The sequence below is a fragment of the Vibrio sp. J1-1 genome (assembly GCF_021728395.1).
Classification (GTDB): domain Bacteria; phylum Pseudomonadota; class Gammaproteobacteria; order Enterobacterales; family Vibrionaceae; genus Vibrio.
This window is the reverse complement of sequence record NZ_JAKKCM010000001.1, coordinates 517022-535916: the sequence shown is the minus strand read 5'-3', so window position 1 is coordinate 535916 and position 18895 is coordinate 517022. Positions and strand designations below refer to the sequence as shown.

Below are 18895 nucleotides of genomic sequence, written 5' to 3'. Positions count from 1 at the left end.
TCTGTGGTGAGGTCAAATAAGTGAGACATATGGAAGAAGATGAAAAAGCGATTATGATGCTGGCTGTGATTGTTGGCTTAGTGCTTATTTGGGTGTTCCTAGAAGAGATCAACTATTTTGGGTTCAGATAAAGTGAGTCCCGTAAACCATCCGTTTAAGAGGCGGTGTTGAGACGTTAGCTTACGGCGCGCACTTTACCGTGTTTCAAATCACTTAGTACCTGTGCTTTTGGACCATCCGCAATAATGCTGCCTTTTTCCATAACGATGACACGGTCAACAATATCAAGCATCGCGGTCTTGTGAGTGATAACAATCAACGTCTCATTAGCTTTCAACTGAGCTAACTGATGCTTTATATGCATTTCAGAGCGGTTATCCATAGCACTGGTCGGTTCATCCATTAGCAGAACCGGAGGGTGCCCTAAGAGAGCCCGAGCAATCGTTACAGCCTGACGCTGCCCTCCAGAAAGCATCGCACCACCTTCACCCACCTGACGTTCCAGACCCGCAGGATCTGATTGAGTAAATGCTGTTACCCCTGCACGATTAGCGGCATCCATAACATCACGATCATCGGTGAGAGGGCGGCCTAGCGTGATGTTATCGCGTATCGATCCAAAGAATAGGTTTGGATCTTGTGGTACGCAGCCGATATTACGTCGAATATCGACGTGGTGAAGCTGAGCGATATCGGTGTCATCAATGCGCACATGCCCTTCTGTGGGCTGATATAGCCCCATAATAAGACGTTCTAACGTTGTTTTACCTGAGCCTATACGCCCAATAATTGCCACTTTTTCTCCGGGGTTAATAGTCAGGCTTAACTCACGAATCGATGCGACAGGTGAATTAGGGTAGTAGAAGGTGACGCGTTCAAGTTCAATTTTACCCTGAACAATAGGGCGATGAATGTAACGCTTTCCCTCTTCCTGTTCGTCAGGCATTTCCATGACTTGATTGATGATGGTCATCGAAGACTTCGCTTGATTGTAGCGTGTAGATAGTAAAGAAAGCTGAATCATAGGGCTGATGGCGCGTCCACTCAGCATCGTCGCCGCGATTAAGCCACCCATCGTTAACTCACCTTCTGCAATTAGATAAACACCAAGAATCACCATTCCGACATTACTACTTTGCTGCACAAAGCTTGCTGAGTTTTGTATGCTGTCGGTGATACGGCGGCTTTTGATATTCCAGTTTGCCATGTGCGCCACGGCTTCTTCCCAACGATATTGAAATTGGCTTTGCGCACTGAGCATTTTCACTGTTTCGATACCTGATAGGCTTTCAATTAAGTTGGCGTACTTTTGCGAAGCGAGTCGCGACCCTTCTTCTATCGAACGTCTCAACGGTTTTTGAATGATCAGCGAGTGAATAATCAAAATGATGACACCGACCAAAGGCACGAATACAAGGTTACCCGTCATTAGCCAAATAATGACTAAAAACAGTATCGCGAAAGGTAAGTCGATGAGGGCGCTGACGGTCGCAGAAGTGAAGAATTCACGAATAGATTCAAATTCCTGTAGATGGCGAGCAAAGGCGCCAACCGAAGGAGGTTTGGATTCCATTCGGATCCCCATCACTTTGCTAAACAGTTTAGAGGAAATCAGAATGTCGGATTTTTTACCCGCGATATCGATGAAGTAGTTGCGTAATGTCTTGAGAATGAAATCGAATAAAAAGACAACAAACACACCACTTGCCAGTACCCATAGGGTTTCAAACGCAAGGTTAGGGATAACTTTGTCGTATACCAAGCGGGTAAACATTGGTGCGGCAATGGCGAAAATATTAATCAGCAGTGAGGCAATAAACACATCTCGGTAAATACGTTTCGATTGCCATAATGTTGACCAAAACCAGTGACCTTGATTGGTTTTTAGTACCTCTGGCGAGCGTTCATCAAAACGGAACTGCTTTTTGACGAGAAAGTAACGCCCGGCATATTGTTGAAGTAAGTCTGGTATTGAAATGGAGATAGGCACCATTCCACTTTCTAAGGTGATGATTTCCGCTTCTTGTGTGTCTGGGCTAAGACTATTCAAAACACAAGAATCACCACCTTTCAGAACTAATATTGCTGGCAGTATCAAGCTGGAGATACTCTCCAGCTCTCCACGGTTTTCTTTGGCGACCAACCCAGCTCTCTCTGCTGCTCTGGGAAGCAGAAACGGAGTTAACTTGCCTTCTGAGAGCGGCAATCCGTTAACAAGTGCTTCCGGAGAGTTAGCTAATCCATAGTAACGGCTAACGTAGATCAGCGAATTCAGCAAAGGGTCTTTCATCGTGGTTGAACCTTCTATTCTTTGTCGACAATGAATCCTTGGAATACCTCAACAAAGTGTTCAGCAAGGAAATCCAACTGGATTTGAGTCTCGATACGCGATGCAATGGTTGTGATACCTAAATTGTGCGCGGTACGAGAGATCGAAGTCAGCGTAAATTTCTGTTTTTCATCGTGTAGATTATGCGTAAACAAGTAATCGAGTTTCACGTAGTTTGGACGGAACTCTTGAATGTACTCCAGAGACTGGAAGTTTCGACCGTAATTATCCACACCGAATACTGCCCCCGTTTGGCGAATAGCATTACACAACAGGGCAGTGTGGTGAGGATTTTCAATAAAGCACTCTTCTGGAATCTCAAAGTGTAGCTTAGGCGCAACTTCAGGGTGCTTTTCCAACATGCTCGTTGTCCAACGAATAAAAGAAGGTTGAGATAAACTACTTTGCGCAATGTTGATCGCGACAGGATCGGTTAATTCTCCACGCTCTAGCATACTGATCATTGACTCGATCACGTATTGATCGAAAATATTGGTCGCTTCTAGCTGCTCAAGCGCGAATAAGTACTGGTTCGCACGGAACGTTTCGCCATCTTTTTCAATACTCGAAAATACTTCACTGTGGAATACTTTGCCCCAGGTATTTTTCGCAGCCTGAAAACGGAAGTGTATCCAGTCACTGTGAATGGCTTCTTCAACCAAAGCTTTCCATTGCTGTTTACCCATCAGGTTAGACGGGGAATCGCTGCCGATAAATCCGTAAGGTTTATCTGGCTGAGCTTTTGCTTTAGACAGGGCATTATCGACCATGGATAGAATTTCAGAGTGGGTTTTGTGCTCTTTACTATGGGCGACGCCTAGTGCCGCTTTCGGTTTAGCAAGACCGGTTGGATCGGTGTTTAATCCATTCACACAGTTAACGATACTGTCGGCCATTATACGAAGTTCACTCTCATCCATATGTGGGAAAAGAAGACCAAATTCGTCACTAGAAAGGCGAGCGATCGTCGCTCCCGACACATCGATGGTATTTTTCAGACGTTGGGAAAGTTCTTTTACGTGCGCATCAGCACGTTGGTAATCTTTAGTCTCGTAAATATCTCCAATATATTCTGCATGGAGTAGCGCGATACCACCTTGCGTTTCTTCTGCTAGCCATTGATCGACTTGATTCATATAGAACGAGCGGTTACCTAATTTGGATACTGGGTCTAGGTAGGCCTGAGCACGTAAACGTTGTGCTTCTTTCGCCTGTTCTTTAAAAGACAACTCAATTTGAGCTGACATGGTATTGATGCCATCTACGACGGCAATCAGGTCTTTGGTTTTAGGGCGTGTAAGTGGTTCTCCAAACTGGTTATTCGCGATGTCATGCATTTTCTGTACGATAGCCGCTAACGGTCTGAGTGAACGTCGTAAAATGTAGGAAATAGCAATCAAGCCTGCCAGAAAGAGAATACCGAACGCGGATAATAGACCAGTGAATCCTTTCCATAGCTGTTCATAGGCAGCTCCGGGATGGCTGATAATTTCCACTTCGGCAAGCTGCATCCAGCCACTGGTCACCACACGTTTGTCATGAATGGCTTTAAAGAGATTTAGGTTGATAAACCATTGTGGCACGGAGCTCGGTTTGATTGGATAAGAGCGTACGATCTGGTAATCAGAGTCAAGCGATGTCAGACGAACAACCGAATAGGTGCTGCCATCAAACAGTGCATTGATTACCGACTCAACGGCAACTTTATCTTTATCTTTTAAGTAAGGCGCTAATGCCAAACCGACAGTATTGATGGTGTTGTTGACCTCTGAACGCTGCTGTTGTTCCAGGCTGGTTCGAGTAGTATTGAATTCGATTACGAATACTGATGTCATTAAGAGTACAAAGACCGTAACCATTCCCACTACTAGCTTCTTATATAGGGTCATGTTTTTCACTCGTCATAATTAATTTTAGGTTTTTTTAACTGCAACTTACGTTCGCGTGAGCGTAAGTCATTCCAAAGGCTCAAACGAGAGGATTTCCCTGCCAGTTCTCCACTGCCGGCAGAAGACTTTATTAACCACAGGTTTGTACCATTAAAACTGTAAATCGGTAGCAAGTCTCGGCGCTTAGAGGCTCTGACTATATTTCCATTTAGGTTGTCGAGAATCAGCGGCTCTGCACTGGCCGTCGGATAATAGGCCAACACCATATGAAACTGATTTAACTCAATTGCTTTAACGTACACCAAACGCATCTTAGAGTCAGGTACACCCAGTTCAAGTAATGAGAAATACTTCGCAATGGTGAAATCTTCACAGTCTCCAGCATTACTTCCTAAGAATTCGAGGGGCGTTGCCCAGTAATCCGACGTGCCCCAAAGCTTTTTATCATCAACGAAATACAATTGATTAAAAAAGCGATTAACACCCGCGAGCTTCTCACTGGTATCCACATGGCTTAGCTGAGTCAGTGTGTTTCTCCACGTACTGACACGCACTCCGGCTCGTTGCCCGTACACCGCCGTGACCTTATCGACCCATCGCTGCTCTTCTTTGTTTAACGCACCCGTTTGGAGCGAAAGACAACTCAAGCTAAATAGTAATATGACTTTACGTGTAAAAATGGGTTGCATACTAGATTTACGTCACAAGTGTACTCTTATAATGAGTTCGTCTGTGAGAAATAATTACTTTTTATTTAACAACTTACAAACTCACCGTTGCGAATTCAGTGTGAACTTAGAGTGCCACGTGTCGTCTACTCCTTTAACGCATTGGTTTTGGCTTTCAATATAGGCTCAAGCAAATATTCCAAAACGGTTCTCTTCCCGGTAATGATATCGACGGATGCGGTCATGCCCGGAATAATCGGTAAATCGGCACCCTGGCCAAAGTTAGTTTTGTCAGTGCGTATACGGACAATATAAAAGCTGTTGCCCTCGTCATCTTGAGTGGTATCCGCGCTGATATGCTCGAGCTCTCCTTCCAAACCTCCGTACTTGGTAAAGTCATAAGCGGAAAACTTTACAATGGCATGTAGGTCCGGGCGCAGAAATGCGATGTCTTTTGGGGCAATTTTGGCTTCAACCAATAATGTATCTTCGGTTGGGACAATCTCGACGATATCCATTCCCGGTTGAATCACACCGCCAACGGTATTGACGTAAAGCGTTTTTATTTTGCCGGTAACTGGCGAGTTGACGACGGTGCGATTGACTCGGTCTTCTAGACCAACGGCTGACTCAACTAACTCTGAAAGTTGGTCTTGCGCATTATTGAGCTTCTCTTGTTGTTCTGAGCGGAATTGTAATGCGACATCAATACGCTTGAGCATAGCTTCTCTCAACGCAGATTTGAGCACTGGAATTTTCAGCTCGCTAGACGTCATTTCGCGGCGGGTGTCATTGACCTGACGTTGCAGTTTTAAAAGTTCAATGCGCGGCACCACCCCTTCGTCAGCCAAGGGTTTGGTAATATCGAGTTCTTTGCGAACATATTGATAGCTTTGACGTAAGTTTCGTACTCGAGCTTCGATCTCGACGAGATCTTGCTGCTTTTGTTGGACTTGTTGATCGATAACGGAAAGTTGATTACGCAGATTGTCTAAGTTTTCGCGGTATTCTGCTTTTTGACGCAGTGCCAGTTGTGGTTGTTTTTCTTCTAAAAGAGGAGGAAAGGTTAGTTTTCCATAATCCAGTACGACGTTCTGTTTCCAGGTCTCTGTATCGAAATCTCGATTGACTTCCACACTGCTGATCGACGCTGAAAGCTGTAGAACGGAGGCAGTTAAGTTCGCGACCTGCTGTTCTCGTTCACGAAAATCGGAGCGAAAGCGGGTATCGTCAATTAACAGGAGCTGCTGACCTTTTTCTACCAACTGACCTTCTTTAACCAAAATTTCTTTGACCAAGCCGCCCTCGAGATTTTGGACAACCTGAATTTGAGAGGAAGGAATCACCTTGCCTTGGCCAACGGTCACTTTATCGATTTTCGCCCAAGAAGCCCATCCAATAGCAGCAACGAAAAAAAATACCATCACCCACAGCATTAAGCGCGCGCTACTGGGGGTATTGAGAAGCAAAGCTGCGGTTTTATCGTCGACAAAATCCAGTTCATCAGTGCTGAGTTTACTGTAATTGTTTTGGCCCATCACATTCCCTGATCACTATGGCTCGTTATGTTTATGATCTAATTACTGTTCAGTCTTATGCGTTTGTTCTCGTGTTGCTTCGACTAAATGGATGTGTAGGGATTGTCTCCCCACTGTTCATCACCCAACGTTATACTGTTCTGCCGTATGGCACGGGCGCTGTTTCTGCTGTTACAGTGCCTTGAACTTTGTTTTGTCCAGCTGATGTTTTTTTAGTTTGTCGTACAAGGTCTTGCGTGATACCTGTAATTCTAGTTGAACCTCTTTAAGTCTTCCTCTGTGCCGTTGTAATGCATCAATTAATAGACAATATTCAAAGTGTTCTGTGCGTTGGGTCATACTCTGAATTTCGATGCTTTTGTCGCTATTCCAATCTTCCATACGAAAGGTATCGGGCTTAAGTGCACGCAATTCAGCAAATCGACGCAGTTGTTTGATGTTTTCAGGCCATGACAATTCCGTAATGTATTTGACTTCATCTAGGCTGATATGTGGTGGTTGTAGTTGGTAACGACTGGCAGCATGGCGTACGAAGTGTTTGTACAGCGGGCCTATATCTTCCTTTCGCTCATCCAATGTCGGCAAGTGAACCAGTGTTGCGATGTTTTTTATGTCGTTTTCTACGTGTGTCGCAGCACCAAACACACGTTCGAGTTTGGGATGGTTAAATAGGCTTTGCCACTGCGGCAAAGAGAGGTTTTCTGCATTGTATAGATATAAGCTGCAATGGCTTTTGCCTTCGGTTAAATGTTGAATGGTTTTATCTAACGCATCGACAGAAAGTTCTGGTAAGTCTTCTCCGGAAACGGCGATTAATTCGCTGTCGGCGGTAGCGTGTATATCATGAGCAAATTGCGTCGCAAGCCTGCGGCCCGTGCCATCTTGTCCAATGAATATCAATGGTTGGCTGGTCGGAACGCTAATGAGTAACCGACGAATATTTACCATGGCTTTACTATGACCAATCATTTTGGGGCCAACGTGCGTTTGCATGTCGAGCTCTTTCTTCAGCCAGATATTTTCTTGCAGTAGATTGAGTTTATCGTCGGCATTATTGAGAGATTTCATTAACTGATCGGTTGAAAATGGTTTTTCCAGAAAGTCGTACGCACCACTTTTCATTGCTTCAACTGCGGTTTTGACATCTCCGTGCCCGGTTAACACGATAAACTGAAAGTGTTTATTTTTGCTGAGCAAGGTGCGCATGAACTCCAGACCATCCATCACCGGCATGTGAATGTCGGTAATGATGACTGCTGGAGAATTCGGGTCGATCACGCGTAAGGCTTCGACGGCATTTGGCAGGCAGGTGACGTCTATACCCTCGATAAGTAAGGCCTGAGAAACCGCATCTCGAATATGAGGTTCATCATCTACGAAGAAAACAGGATTATGCATGATCGTTTTCCATTAATTGAGTGGTTGTGTGTTGCTTGGTCATCGGAATGTTCACCACAAAAGTCATACCGCCGCGTTGCGCTGACGTAGCGCTGTTATGATTAAAGGCGCTGAGCGAACCCTGATAGCTCTCTAAAATACGTTTAGAAATGGTCAAACCTAGTCCCAACCCCTCGGGTTTGGTGGTGAAAAATGGATCGAATACTTTCGCCAATGCCTCGTCGGACATGCCTGGACCATTATCAGAAATCAGAATGTCACAGCTCGAGTCATTGCATTGAACGGCAATGGAAATCTGCGGATCGATACAATAGCCATCCATTGCCTGTGCTGCGTTGTGAAAGATATTGATTAAGACTTGCTCCAACTCAACACTGTGAATGGCTAATCGCAAACTGCTATCGATCTCGGGCACTTTCAACGTCACGCCTTGTTTAATCAGTTTGTTACTTAAGATGCTGGTGGCATTGTGCACGGCATCATGCAGTATCGATACTTCACTGAGGGTGCTATGGTCGGTTTTGCGGGTAAAGATTTTGAGACGAGCAATGACTTCGGCAATAGTGTCATTCAAAATCAGCATCTTCTCCAAGTTTTCTACGACCATCGGGTAGCGTTCCATAGCCAGTAGACGTTGGGAATTCTCGGTGTAAGTTCTTAATGCGGCTAAAGGCTGGTTAATTTCATGATTGATGCTGGCAGAAAGCTCTCCCAATAAAGCCAGCTTCGCCGCTTGGGTCAACTCCTGTTGTGTTTGTCTAAGCTCTTGCTGGCTTTGTTCATATTGGCGAACGGTTTGTTGAAGCTTTTGATTCGCTTCGCTTAAAACAACGGTTCGTTGTACCACTTTTTCTTCCAAACTGACATTTAGATTAGCCAGATGAGCTTTGTTGACCAACATTTGAAACCAGGCAAGTGCAATCAAAGCAATCAGAGCGTAAAGGATAAGATAGACGGCATCAGCCTGTATGACTGCAGCAAGTACCGTATCTTGATTTATCAGGGCGATAACTCGGAAACCTTTATCTGACAACTGAGTAGCATAAGCGAGATAATTTGGGGACAACAAAAGCTGGTTGCCTGAAAAGTTGGAGGCACGACTTTGCGCAGTAAGTGCACCGTTATACTTCGGCAGGGAATCACCATATTGCCGGGTTTGAGTCAGCGCATTAATCGCTTCTGGGGTCAAGGGGAACAGGGCTTTGTAGCGCCATTCGGGCAAGTTACTCATGAAGACAACATTATGTTGATCTGCAATCAAAACATCAGTGCCGTTTTGAGCGAGTCGCTTCTCCAACTGTTCCAGGTTCACTTTGACGGTAATTACGCCCGCGACTTTGTCATCGACCCAAAGTGGTGACGAGAAAAAGTAACCGCGTTTATTCGATCGAACGCCTAGACCTACGTATTGCGCCGTTTGTCCGCGTCGCGCATTTTGAAAATATGGGCGGAAACTGAAACTGGAACCAACAAAAGAATCCGATTGCTGATAGTTACTCGACGCAATCACTAAACCAGTACTATCGTGAACATAAATCGTATCCGCTAAACTTTGTTTTAACCAGTTTTCCAGTAAGACATTGAGCTCATCAGAAGCGGTGCCTTGCTGTATCGCTTTGAGCAGCCTTGGATCATGGCTTAAGATATTTGGGATTTGCTCAAATTTAGCCAGCTCGTAGTCGACTTCTTGGGATACCAGAGAGGCTTGGTTTTCGAGTTTGTGCTGCCATTGATCAAGTTGATATTGAGTTGCGTAATGATGAGTAAGCGCAAGCCCTGTGAGACCAACAGCAAACAGCAGTAATAAAAAGTGGCGAAGTGCTTTGGGATTGAGTAAGTTCACGTTTAGCTCACCTGATGTAACGCTATCCCGAATTGGGGCTGCGAGATAGATTTGGTTTCAGACGCATCAATTTTAGATAAATCATGATTTTCGAGATTTAATCCCCGCATCTTAAAGTCATTGGGGTAAAGAAGTCACTAGAGCCTTAGTTTATCAGAAGGTTTCTGATGATGCTGTGAGGCGCAGCGATTACGAGACATAACCATTGATGTCCTTGTATTTCCTTATTATCGAGAGCACAATCGACAAAAAATAGTGAAGGAGTAAAGATGGAACTTGCTGATATTCGTCGTGAATACACGAAAGGTGGTCTGCGTCGTAAAGACTTGGCGGCGGATCCTATTGATCAATTTAACCTGTGGCTACAGCAAGCTGTTGAAGCGGGTTTAACCGATCCTACCGCAATGACAGTGGCAACGGTGGACGAAAATGGTATGCCATTTCAACGTATTGTTCTGCTGAAAAATGTAGATAAAAATGGTTTTGTGTTTTACACCAACCTGGGTAGCCGTAAAGCCCAACAACTTGAGCATAACAGCAACATCAGTCTGCATTTTCCTTGGCACCCTCTCGAACGACAAGTTCACATCACTGGCGTTGCAGAAAAGTTAACTGCAATGGAGAACATGAAATACTTCGCGTCTCGCCCAAAAGAGAGCCAACTTGCTGCGATTGCCAGTAAGCAGAGTAGCCGTATTTCGGCTCGTGGCGTGCTAGAAGGTAAGTTTCTTGAACTAAAACAGAAGTTTGCCAAAGGAGAAATTCCAGTGCCTTCGTTTTGGGGTGGCTTCCGAGTGAGACCTCAAAGCATTGAGTTTTGGCAAGGTGGGGAACACCGTCTACATGACCGCTTCTTATTCTCTCAACATGAAGGTGAGTGGGATATCGATCGCTTAGCGCCATAGTCCATCGACATCAGGTTACTTGATTGAAAGACACCGCCACGTCGGCGGTGTTTTGTTATGTGCTACTTTTATCTGTCACCATTAAGAACAACAGAAAGCTGATGCTTCAGCAAGGTCTTCGGTACCACAGAGCCGTATCCAGCTTCCATCGCTTTATCAATCAACTCATTTTTGCTGTTCGCATCAAATTTGTTGCGCAGGCGAGCGACGTGACCTTCAACTGTTTTGGTCGAAATCCCCATTACTTGGGAAATGAACTGCGGCTTCTTGCCGTAAAGTAACAAGAAAAGCGTTTCTTGCTCACGCTTGGTGAGTGTCACGGCTTTGGAGTCTAGATTCGAGAAACGGAATATGGATTGCTGATTAGGATCGGTTTCGACCGCTCGGCAAACCCAATAGCCAACTTCGATAACTGCCGTGTCGGTCAGTTCTCTTCCATAAAAGATGGTACCCAGGGTATTTCCCTGTTCATCTCGCCAAGGCGTTTTAGTAAAAATGTGGGCGCGCCAGTGTCCGTCTGGGTAGGGATGAATATCAAGAATTTTCAGCGACTCACCAGTCTCCATAACGTATTTATCCTGACGTTGAAACTCTTCTGCACACTCAGTGGTTGGGCTTAGCATGTCGAAGTCAGTCTTACCAATACAATGTTCGGGGCTGGTATGACCGAGTAGTTCGGCATACTCCTGATTAACGTAACGGAACACGGAATCTTTATCTTTGCACCCCCAACAACCGGGAAGTTGTCGAAGGAGTGACTGTTCTATGCTATTGACTGGGATATTCACAACAGGACTCACTACTCTCTGACTGAGTAATTACAGGTTAATAAGATCACGTTACGGTTTTACCGATTTACATAAAGAGTTTCCCTTGATCATGCTTTCGTCGTTTCGTTATGACTTGTTAGTGTTGAGACTGACATGATTAAGATTACTCAGAATGATAGTTAACGCGAGGATACTATTAGGTGGTCAATATGGTACCAGCTTATGCTATTGTTTTCATTCATATAAAAAAAGCCAGCCTGAAGACGGGCTGGCAACACAAGATATATTCTTATTGACTTGTAGAAGAGGTTCTAATTTACGTAGCGAGGGCCTGCTACGTAAATTAGAGGTATCAATGAGATACCTAGATCTAAAGGGGGATGTTCCCTAAAGTTCTCGGACTAATGTATTGAATTGATAGAATATAAGTAAGGGGGGAAATCCCTCTACGTACAAAGATTGAATAGAATCCTCGTCACTGACTTTTCGCTCAGGAGGTTGAGTCTACATAAGCTTCCGCTCGCAAGAGAGGATCTTTACTAATAATGGCGGCTACATTCATTGGCTGTTTCTATCTATCCGATTTTATTATCAAAATTGGTTTGTCGTTAACCGTAGTTTAAGCTCGCATGATCATCGTTCCGGAACTATGATCATGCAATTTAGATTGATCATAGTGTTTTGATCTTGTCCGATTAATGTGTGGAAGATTTGCAAGCTTCCCTAGAAGGTATATCATGCGTGATTGTAAGCCTCACGCTTAAGATGACTGTGTGAAATGACTGATTCAAATAACCCGAAAGCCCCGCTATATAAAGAGATTATGCAGCCTCGTCCTGCAGAACTGATCACACTTCCATCTTATATGGAATGCCATGATCACTCTTATACTCAGATTGTCATTGGGTTGAAAGGACAGGCTGAATTTGAAGTGCGCGGGAAGGGAAATCTCGTCGGACCAGGTCAGGGATGCGTGGTAACCGCCTGCTCTGATCATGCTTTCGGAGGGGTGATAAATCAGTCAGATATTTTGGTACTCAATATGCCAAAACCAACCAATGACGATCCGGAAATGTTGGATAAACTCAACAACTTGGAACGTTCACACCTGTACTTTAAGTTAGATAGTCAAATTCAGAAGTTGATACAGATGTTGGTTCAGGAGATGCGTAATCACCCAGAAGATCTGTTATTGAGCCGCGCTTGTAACGATACGGTCATCGCATTGATGCAGCGTCATATCTCCGCTTTTGAAACCAGCCGTAAAGAATCCCGTTTTGATCTGGAAGCGATCGATCGCTATATCGAGCAGCATTTAAGCCATAAGATCAGTGTCGCTCAACTCGCTGGTCGAGTGTTTTTAGGCGAAAGTCAGTTCCATTGCCTGTTTAAAGAGCAGATGGGGATTACCCCTCATCAGTATGTTTTAGGTAAACGCATTGATATGGCGCGAGAGCTAATCAATCAAGGGCAGCTATCACTTGGTCAAATTGCAGAGTTTACTGGCTTCTCCAACCAAAGTACGTTCACACATACTTTTACTCGTTTGCAGGGATTATCGCCTTCCCAATATAAGAAACAAGTTGGGTAAATTTAGAAATTTCTCGCTCAAGACCATGCTTTAAGCATGGTTTTTGTTTTTTGTTTGTGTGATTTAGATCTCTTTTTCCTCCATTTTTCATCAAGTTGTCGTTTAAATCAGCAATCTATCCTGAGTTATTCCATTTGAACGGTAAGCTTACGAACAATATTATTGATATCGTTGGTTTTTTGTTGTTTATAAGCCAAGAAAATTAAAATTTACGACACAAAATATTACCTAATTGAGTGTGATTGTGTGGATGTTTTGTTATAAAAGCGAGTTTTTGGCAAAAATGCCGTAGTTTTTGACAAGTATTCTTGTCGGCCTCAAAATACACTCCCAGCCATTGATGATCCTCGAAGCGGTTTTCGAGGAGTGAGATTGAGGAACACACATGTTTACAGCTACGAACGTGTTGACACCGGAGTTTATCGAGCAGCCGCTTGATAAGTTGTGGTCACTGATCTCGCCATTGTATATGGTGGACGAGTCTCAATGGCTAGAGCAATTGTTGCCGCTAGCGACGCCGACAGAGGAAGAAAAATCGGCGATCACTATCCAAACGACCCAACTTATCGAAGCGATTCGTGCCGATAAGAAGTCAATCCAGATGATTGATGCCCTGCTGCTGGAATACAGCTTAGATACACAAGAAGGTATCTTGTTGATGTGTCTTGCAGAAGCATTAATGCGTATCCCTGATTCTGCGACTGCTGATGCGTTGATTAAAGACAAGCTAAGCGTTGCGGACTGGAAATCTCACCTGAAAAATTCAGACTCTGTTTTCGTTAACGCGTCAACATGGGGTCTTATGCTGACGGGTAAAGTGGTTGGTCTTGGTGAAAAAGGCAGCCAGAGCCCAAACCAGGCTGTAAACCGTCTGGTGAACAAATTCTCTGAACCTGTGATTCGTAAAGCCATGTATCAGGCAATGAAGATCATGGGTCATCAGTTTGTTCGTGGTCGCACAATTGAAGAAGCGCAAAAAAATGGTCGCCCGATGCGCGACAAAGGTTTCACTTACTCATTCGATATGTTGGGTGAAGCGGCGCTGACCACGGCTGACGCGAAGAAATACTTCAAAGATTACCTAATGGCTATCGAAGCGGTTGGTCGAGAGACTTACGGCAGCGATACCAGCCCAGCACCTTCTATTTCTATTAAGCTTTCAGCGCTGCACCCACGCTATGAAGTTGCAAATGAAGAGCGTGTCATGACCGAGTTGTACGACTCGTTAATGCAGCTGCTGAAACGTGCAATTGAAGTAGACGTTGCGATTACGATTGATGCAGAAGAAGCCGATCGTCTTGAGCTTTCTTTAAAACTATTTGAGAAAGTGTACCGCAGCGACCTAGTGAAAGGCTGGGGCAAGTTTGGTCTTGTTATTCAAGCGTACTCGAAGCGTGCTCTTCCGGTATTGGTATGGATAAATGCGCTAGCGAAAGAGCAGGGCGATCTTATTCCATTACGTCTGGTTAAAGGCGCTTACTGGGACAGCGAAATTAAATGGTCGCAGCAAGCTGGCTATGACAACTACCCAGTTTATACCCGTAAAGAAGCGACAGACGTTGCGTACCTAGCTTGTGCTCGATTCTTATTGAGTGACGGTGTACGTGGCAATATCTTCCCGCAGTTTGCGAGTCACAACGCGCACACTGTGACGGCAATTGCAGTCATGGCGCAGCACAAAGATTATGAGTTCCAGCGCCTTCACGGCATGGGTGACTCACTTTATAACCATGTAATGGCAAAATACGGCCAGCCAGTGCGTATCTACGCACCAGTAGGTAGCCATGCTGACCTGCTTCCTTATCTGGTTCGCCGTCTGTTAGAAAATGGTGCGAACAGCTCATTTGTACACCGTTTGGTGGATGCTCGTTGTCCTATTTACGAGTTAACGCATCACCCTGTCGATGTGCTAACTGGCTTTGAGACGTTGCATAACGACAAGATTCCATTGCCATCGGGTATTTTCCCAGAGCGTAAAAACTCTTACGGCGTGAACATTGATATTGAAAGTGAAGCTACACCATTTGAGACCCAGGTTGAAAGCTTCCTGAACAATACATGGACTGCTGGTCCTGTGATCAATGGTAAGTCTTTCGCTGAAAGCATGATCAAGGAAAACGCAGCAGAGATTGTTACTGCACCATACGACCGTCGTATTGAAGCAGGTAAAGTGGCTTTTGCTACTATTGATCATGTTTCCTCAGCAATTCAAGCGGCGCAGAGTGCTTTCCCTGAGTGGAAAGGCACCGAAATTGAGCAAAAAGCGCAGTGTTTAGAAAAGCTTGCTGACTTAATGGAAGAAAACCTAGCTGAGCTGGTAGCGATTTGTCACAAAGAAGCAGGTAAGACTATTCATGACAGTATCGATGAAGTTCGTGAAGCCGTTGATTTTTGTCGTTACTACGCGAAACAAGCGCAAAACCTACAACCATTTGAGCTAGAAGGCTTTGATGGTGTCAAACGTATTTCGAGCCGTGAAGGTTTGGGTGTGTTTGTTTGTATCAGCCCATGGAACTTCCCTCTGGCGATTTTCCTAGGTCAGGTAACAGCGGCTCTTGTTGCAGGTAATACAGTGGTCGCGAAACCAGCTGAACAAACCAGCTTGATTGCGGCACGTGCAATTGAACTGATGCTGGAAGCAGGTTTCCCTGCTGGTGTTATTCAGTTGCTTCCTGGTCGCGGTAGTGAAATTGGTCATGCACTGACGTCTCACGATGCGATTGCAGGTGTGGCATTTACGGGTTCGACAGCAACGGCGCAGCGTATCAACGTAACATTGGCAGAGCGCACGGCGAAACCAGTACCGTTTATTGCAGAAACCGGCGGCCAGAACGCGATGATCGTCGACAGTACGGCGCTGCCTGAACAGGTTGTACGTGATGTCATTCGTTCAGCGTTTGCATCTGCGGGTCAACGTTGTTCAGCGCTACGTGTGTTATTCGTACAGGCAGACGTGGCCGATCGCATTGTCAACCTTATCCAAGGTGCGATGAATGAGCTAGATGTTGGTTTGCCATACTTACATAAAACCGATGTTGGTCCGGTTATCGACCAAAATGCGAAGCAGAAACTTCAGGCTCACATTGAGCACATGACGAAAACGCAAAAGAAAGTAGCTGAGCTACAGTTGAATGAAGCGTGTCAGTACGGTGATTTTGTATCACCAAGCGCGTTTGAAATCTCAGGTATCGATGTACTGAAAGAAGAGCAATTTGGTCCAATTCTACACATTGTTCGTTTTAAAGCGTCTGAGTTACCAAACGTTGTTGAGCAAATCAACCAAACGGGTTTTGGTCTGACTATGGGTATCCATAGCCGCAACGAAACCACTTACCGCTGGATTGAAAAACATGCACGTGTTGGTAACTGCTACATCAACCGAGATCAAGTTGGTGCCGTAGTGGGTGTTCAGCCATTTGGTGGTCAAGGCTTGTCTGGTACTGGCCCTAAAGCGGGTGGTCCTCACTACTTGTACCGCTTTTCTCAACAAACTTTTTCTCAACGAACAGTTGCTCAACAAATAGTTGCTCAAGCAGAAAACGCATAAGGAGTCGCATTATGGTTCATCAGATCACATATTTTAAAGATGCATTTTCTGCGTGGGAACAGTGGAATCTGACCGATTTTGATTACAAATGCGAGCACGTGCTGGCATTTAAATCTGCACTTGAAGGGCAGAATGCAGTAGTAGCAAAAGTGGTTTCATACCATTTGCAACATGCGTCAGCACTTCTTGCAGACACTCATCAGTTAGTAGGGCCTACTGGTGAAACTAACGAGCTGTATGCCGCAGGTCGTGGCGTAGCTTTGGTGATTTGTGAGAACAACACCGAAAATACGGCTAACGCGTTATACAGTGCCTTTGCAATGATCACCTGTGCCTTAATTGCCGGCAACAGTGTTGTGATTTGCAGCGACAATACCGAACTAAACCAATTGGTTACACAAGCAGTATCGTCGACGAACCTCCCATCTAACTTAGTCCAGGTTGTTGCGTATGATGCCTCAGCACCGTTGCTTGAGAGTGATGTACGTAGTGTGGGTTATGTTGGGTCTTCTAAGGTTGAGCATGCGCTCAATCTTCAATTGGCTAAGCGCGATGGTGCCATCGTTGGCTTAGTTTCTGAAACGGATTTAGAGTCACCGACATTGGCTCATGATCCTCATCTGTCGTTACGCTTTATTACTGAGCGTACTCGAACGATAAATATTACCGCGGTGGGTGGTAACGCAACTCTACTCGAGCTGGGGAACGAAACTCACTAACCTGACTTGTGACGCCAATTTGGAATAACTCTCCTGAGATAAGCTTCAGGTTGGTGTCTCTTACTTTGATGTATTGCTGAGATGGCAAAATATCAAAGAAGACAAGGAAGGAAATAATTATAACGAGGACTATCAAATGATAGAAAATAGCTTTGCGATCACGTCCACTTTTGTGGCGTATTTATTAATCATGGTTGCCATTGGTGTTATCGCCTATAAGAGGACTTCCAACTCATCTGATTACTTCCTAGGTGGCCGTAGCCTAGGTCCGTGGCCTGCTGCGTTATCTGCAGGTGCTTCAGACATGAGTGGCTGGCTGCTACTTGGTCTACCTGGTTACGCTTATGCTGCGGGTATCGAGGCATTCTGGCTAGCAGGCGGTCTGCTTATTGGTACATGGGCGAACTGGTTAATCAGTGCAAAGCGTCTGCGTACTTACAGTATCCAGACTGACGCGCTGACATTGCCAGAGTTCCTGTCACGTCGTTTCAACGATAACTCAAAACTGATCCAGACAATCTCTGCGTTTTTCATTCTTCTATTTTTCCTTTTCTACACCAGCTCTGGCTTGGTAGCAGGGGGCAAACTGTTTGAAACAGTATTTGGTCTAGATTACACCTATGCGGTTGTCATCGGCACGGTGTGTGTGGTTTCTTACACACTATTCGGCGGCTTCCTTGCGGTATCTTGGACAGACTTGGTGCAAGGCCTATTAATGGCTGCTGCACTGATGATCGTGCCAGTTGCGGTGATGGACGGTGGATTAAGCCAGCTTTCATCAGATATGCATGATATCAACCCTGAACTACTGACGCTTTGGCGTGATGTGAAAGGTGAGCCTCTATCGGCTATCGCGATTATCTCTCTGGCAGCTTGGGGTCTGGGTTACTTCGGTCAGCCTCACATTCTAGCGCGTTTTAAAGCGACTCGTTCAAATAAAGACCTGACGACTGCACGCCGTATTGCTGTTGGCTGGACTGCGCTTTCAATGGCGGGCGCAATGCTTGTTGGTCTTGTTGGTCTTGTATGGGTTGGCGATCACTCTGGTGTTCAATTAGAGGATGGAGAGAAAATCTTCATGTTGCTGGTTAACACGGTATTCCACCCAGTTATCGCAGGTATCTTGCTTGCAGCGATTCTTGCAGCGGTAATGAGTACCGCCGACTCTCAGCTTCTTGTTTCTTCTTCAGCACTAGCGGAAGATTTCTACAAGCAAGTATTTAAACCAGGCGCATCTTCAGAAGAAATCGTAATGGTTGGCCGCGTTGGTGTGATCGTAATTTCTCTGCTTGCTCTGTTTTTGGCAATGACACCAGACAGCTCAGTACTAGGACTTGTATCTTACGCTTGGGCTGGCTTCGGTGCCGCATTTGGCCCAGCAGTAGTACTAAGCCTTTACTGGAGCGGTATGAACCGTAACGGTGCACTGGCTGGTATTCTGGTAGGTGGTATCACTATCGTTGCATGGAAACAACTGTCTGGCGGTTGGTTCGACGTGTACGAAATCGTACCGGGTATCATCTTTTCCACACTGGCTATCTTTGTCGTAAGTAAAATGACTGGTGGTGCCGCGCATGATGTCTTGGAGCAACACAAGTCATACAAGCAGAAATTGATTGATTTGGACTAATTTCTAGCACCAGATAAAACCAATAAAGCTCGCTTCATAGCGGGCTTTATTTTTGTCTGTATTCTGCC

The 18895-nt window shown here is 45.1% G+C and carries 12 protein-coding genes; 5 read left to right on the top strand and 7 right to left on the bottom strand.

From position 1 onward, the window contains the following. Positions 1–175: 175 nt before the first annotated feature. The 6 genes from L3V31_RS02260 to L3V31_RS02235 form a co-directional block, all read right to left on the bottom strand. Positions 176–2290 (bottom strand): type I secretion system permease/ATPase, encoded by a 2115-nt coding sequence (locus L3V31_RS02260; RefSeq protein ID WP_237314387.1) that lies wholly within the window; start codon positions 2288–2290, stop codon positions 176–178. Positions 2291–2304: 14 nt separating this feature from the next. Continuing rightward, entirely contained in the window at positions 2305–4218 is a 1914-nt protein-coding gene (locus L3V31_RS02255) for a LapD/MoxY N-terminal periplasmic domain-containing protein (RefSeq protein WP_237314385.1), read from the bottom strand. A 5-nt stretch (positions 4219–4223) separates the two neighbouring features. Continuing rightward, entirely contained in the window at positions 4224–4907 is a 684-nt protein-coding gene (locus tag L3V31_RS02250; RefSeq protein WP_237314383.1) for a transglutaminase-like cysteine peptidase, read from the bottom strand. Positions 4908–5032: 125 nt separating this feature from the next. Further along, on the bottom strand, positions 5033–6424 hold the full coding sequence (locus L3V31_RS02245; RefSeq protein ID WP_237314381.1) for an HlyD family type I secretion periplasmic adaptor subunit: 1392 nt from the start codon (positions 6422–6424) through the stop codon (positions 5033–5035). Between the two features lie 171 nt (positions 6425–6595). Then, the gene (locus L3V31_RS02240) at positions 6596–7822 is read right to left on the bottom strand and encodes a response regulator (protein WP_237314380.1); all 1227 of its coding nucleotides are present in this window, start codon (positions 7820–7822) and stop codon (positions 6596–6598) included. Next, complete coding sequence (locus tag L3V31_RS02235) at positions 7815–9665, bottom strand: ATP-binding protein (protein WP_237314378.1); 1851 nt, start codon at positions 9663–9665, stop codon at positions 7815–7817. Before L3V31_RS02235 ends, L3V31_RS02240 begins: the two co-directional genes overlap by 8 nt. A 269-nt stretch (positions 9666–9934) precedes the next feature. Between L3V31_RS02235 and pdxH the strand changes: the two genes are divergently transcribed. Then, a complete protein-coding gene (pdxH, locus tag L3V31_RS02230) occupies positions 9935–10570 on the top strand; it encodes a pyridoxamine 5'-phosphate oxidase (RefSeq protein WP_237314376.1) in 636 nt (211 codons plus the stop codon). Positions 10571–10638: 68 nt separating this feature from the next. On the opposite strand, the gene L3V31_RS02225 is transcribed toward pdxH, so the two are convergent. Beyond that, positions 10639–11358, bottom strand: coding sequence for a helix-turn-helix transcriptional regulator (locus tag L3V31_RS02225; RefSeq protein ID WP_237314374.1), 720 nt, complete (start codon positions 11356–11358; stop codon positions 10639–10641). A gap of 760 nt (positions 11359–12118) precedes the next feature. On the opposite strand from L3V31_RS02225, the gene L3V31_RS02220 reads away from it, so the two are divergent. From L3V31_RS02220 to putP, 4 genes are all read left to right on the top strand, one after another. Next, the gene (locus L3V31_RS02220; RefSeq protein ID WP_237314372.1) at positions 12119–12931 is read left to right on the top strand and encodes an AraC family transcriptional regulator; all 813 of its coding nucleotides are present in this window, start codon (positions 12119–12121) and stop codon (positions 12929–12931) included. Between the two features lie 385 nt (positions 12932–13316). Continuing rightward, entirely contained in the window at positions 13317–16478 is a 3162-nt protein-coding gene (putA, locus tag L3V31_RS02215; RefSeq protein ID WP_237314370.1) for a bifunctional proline dehydrogenase/L-glutamate gamma-semialdehyde dehydrogenase PutA, read from the top strand. 11 nt (positions 16479–16489) lie between these two features. Continuing rightward, entirely contained in the window at positions 16490–17197 is a 708-nt protein-coding gene (locus tag L3V31_RS02210) for a 1-pyrroline-5-carboxylate dehydrogenase (RefSeq protein WP_237314368.1), read from the top strand. A gap of 136 nt (positions 17198–17333) precedes the next feature. Next, entirely contained in the window at positions 17334–18827 is a 1494-nt protein-coding gene (putP, locus tag L3V31_RS02205; RefSeq protein ID WP_237314366.1) for a sodium/proline symporter PutP, read from the top strand. Positions 18828–18895: the final 68 nt, after the last annotated feature.